Source organism: Metasolibacillus sp. (genome assembly GCF_025291715.1).
Classification (GTDB): domain Bacteria; phylum Bacillota; class Bacilli; order Bacillales_A; family Planococcaceae; genus Metasolibacillus; species Metasolibacillus louembei.
The window spans coordinates 1-513 of record NZ_JAMBIZ010000068.1 but is presented as its reverse complement, the minus strand read 5'-3'; the positions used below and the strand labels follow the sequence as shown (position 1 = coordinate 513).

1 protein-coding gene is annotated in these 513 nt (G+C 42.9%); it reads right to left on the bottom strand.

Going from position 1 to position 513, the window contains the following annotated elements; translation table 11 throughout:
* Nucleotides 1–513 (bottom strand): EF-Tu/IF-2/RF-3 family GTPase (locus tag M3Z76_RS19615; RefSeq protein ID WP_295657553.1); only part of this gene is annotated, 513 nt, incomplete at both ends.

The window sequence follows — 513 nt, the reverse complement described above, 5'->3', positions numbered from 1 at the left end:
GACGACGTTGTAGTTCTTCACGCTTAGTACCACGAAGTAAGATACCACAGTTCTCACCTGCAAGGCCTTCGTCAAGAAGTTTACGGAACATTTCTACGCCAGTTACAGTTGTTTTAACTGTATCTTTAATACCAACGATCTCTACTTCTTCACCAACTTTGATGATACCAGCTTCAACACGGCCTGTTACTACTGTACCACGACCAGAAATTGAGAATACGTCTTCGATTGGCATCAAGAATGCTTTGTCGATTGCACGCTCTGGCTCTGGGATGTAAGAGTCAAGTGCTGCTACAAGAGCAAGAACTGATTCTTCACCGTAAGGACCAGCTTCACCGTTAAGCGCTGCAAGAGCTGAACCACGGATTACTGGAGTGTCATCACCTGGGAAGTCATAAGTAGAAAGAAGTTCACGTACGTCAATTTCTAATAATTCAAGTAATTCTTCGTCATCATCATGTTCGCATTTGTTTAAGAATACGATGATGTAAGGTACACCTACCTGACGAGAAA